Annotated in this window: 3 protein-coding genes; all 3 read right to left on the minus strand. The window is 45.2% G+C overall.

The genetic code is table 11. The features are described 5' to 3' along the window. Positions 1-318 precede the first annotated feature (318 nt). The 3 genes from Q8P28_04380 to Q8P28_04390 are packed head-to-tail and all read right to left on the minus strand — an operon-like array spanning position 319 to position 1,213. On the minus strand, positions 319-576 hold the full coding sequence (locus Q8P28_04380) for a hypothetical protein (GenBank protein MDP2682033.1): 258 nt from the start codon (positions 574-576) through the stop codon (positions 319-321). A 41-nt stretch (positions 577-617) separates the two neighbouring features. Beyond that, on the minus strand, positions 618-785 hold the full coding sequence (locus tag Q8P28_04385; protein MDP2682034.1) for a hypothetical protein: 168 nt from the start codon (positions 783-785) through the stop codon (positions 618-620). Continuing rightward, on the minus strand, positions 782-1,213 hold the full coding sequence (locus tag Q8P28_04390; GenBank protein ID MDP2682035.1) for a hypothetical protein: 432 nt from the start codon (positions 1,211-1,213) through the stop codon (positions 782-784). The genes Q8P28_04385 and Q8P28_04390 overlap by 4 nt, the downstream gene beginning before the upstream one ends. Between the last annotated feature and the right edge of the window lie 361 nt (positions 1,214-1,574).

Genomic DNA, 1,574 nt, shown 5'->3' on the forward strand with positions numbered 1-1,574 from the left:
AAGGAAGTGGCCTTCCTGCCCGGGGTTAGCAGACATGATAACCACCATGCTTTCCTCTATGCACTGGGGGCACATGGTATTCTCTGTCTTGACCTTATGCCAACGGGGGTCCTTACTGCCCCCGTTGCCCTGCACCTTGAACGATATTAACTTTCCTGCCATGGCTTAGCCTCCTTATTTTTAATATCCCGACGCCCATAGTAGGTAAGCTGTCCATAATAGCGCTACCCCCGCGGCAATCAGGCAGTTAAAGACGTGTTCCTTAGTTGTTATTTTCTCCATAATTATTCCCTCCGTAACAGGATTCTATTTACTTTTTTATAATATCTTCGTGTCCGGTTCGTATTTTTTTAAGTGGGAATTAATATCTTCTTTTAACTGTTCCACCTGTGTATCCGATAAATAAAGCTCTCCCCACGAAGTAGCTGCCCGGCCAGAAAGACAAAATCTTATTCTAAGGCCCGTTTTTTCATAGTACAAAAACAGGTCTACTGGCTCCTCGTCCAGAAAGGCATGTTCTGTCGATTTATCCTTCCTTGACCAACCATCGGGTTTATAAATAGTTAATTTTGCCATGTTTACCTCCTTTCTACAGTATTTGACTACTGTCTACCTTTTTAACCTTCCTTATTTTTTGGCCTCAGTTTCTCCGGCATGACCAGCTTTTCTTTTAGATATCTTTCCGCTTCTTCCTTAGTCTTGCAGAACCTGACGATAAAGCCCTTATACCATACTCGATAAGGCTGCAGACAATCTGTTTTTGACTCCGAGATTCCCGTATTCATTTCTCCTCCCTCAACCTGTAAAGCTGCCCCTTAGCGTGATTGAAGGCGTTGGTATCTTGAGAGACTACTCTATCCCATTCTCGTATATCATAATTGTCCTCAGCGTACCAACAATTTTCGACTTTAGCTCTTGCCTTCTGTATCTCCTCATCCGGCAGCACTTCCAGCGTGACTGGCTCCACATACCGGCAACCAGCCAAAAACAATAGCTTTGCTATTTGTTTGACCTTTTTTCTATCGGTAAAGGTCTCATCAAGCCCAAGGATAAATTTCTCCAGTTTTTCAGTTTCACTCATTTCCTTGTCCTCATCGTCATGGCAAGGACACTCGCACTTCTCGCTTGTAACAAATATATTGCCAGGGTAGCGGATACTGTGGCATTCGTAGGCGTCGGAGCAAACACATGCACATGGGTTCTGGTCTTTCAATTTCTCCTCCTTATTATATTGTTCGCTGGCTGATACATCGACTTTAACGGTTCATTTAAGGGTAAGCCTTCCGGCTGTCACCTCACCAGCAGCTGACTACTATTATAGTCCATTATACAGGGTTTGTCAACACAAAAAAGCCCGGCCACCGGGTAAGGGCGCCGGGCAATAAATAAGGGGGTTGTAGCTCCCTGTATTATCGGTCGTCCGGGGGAGGTTCCGAACCCAGAATCTTGTGCTTTAACAGCTTCACGGCATTAACCGTTTCCCGGGTAAACACCTCGGATACCGTGGCAACCACATCAAAGGTTTTATGCTCGACGGCGGCAATCAGGTCTTCCAGGGCTTTTCCTAATTCTGT

This window comes from Deltaproteobacteria bacterium (assembly GCA_030690165.1).
GTDB lineage: Bacteria > Desulfobacterota > GWC2-55-46 > UBA9637 > UBA9637 > JACRNJ01.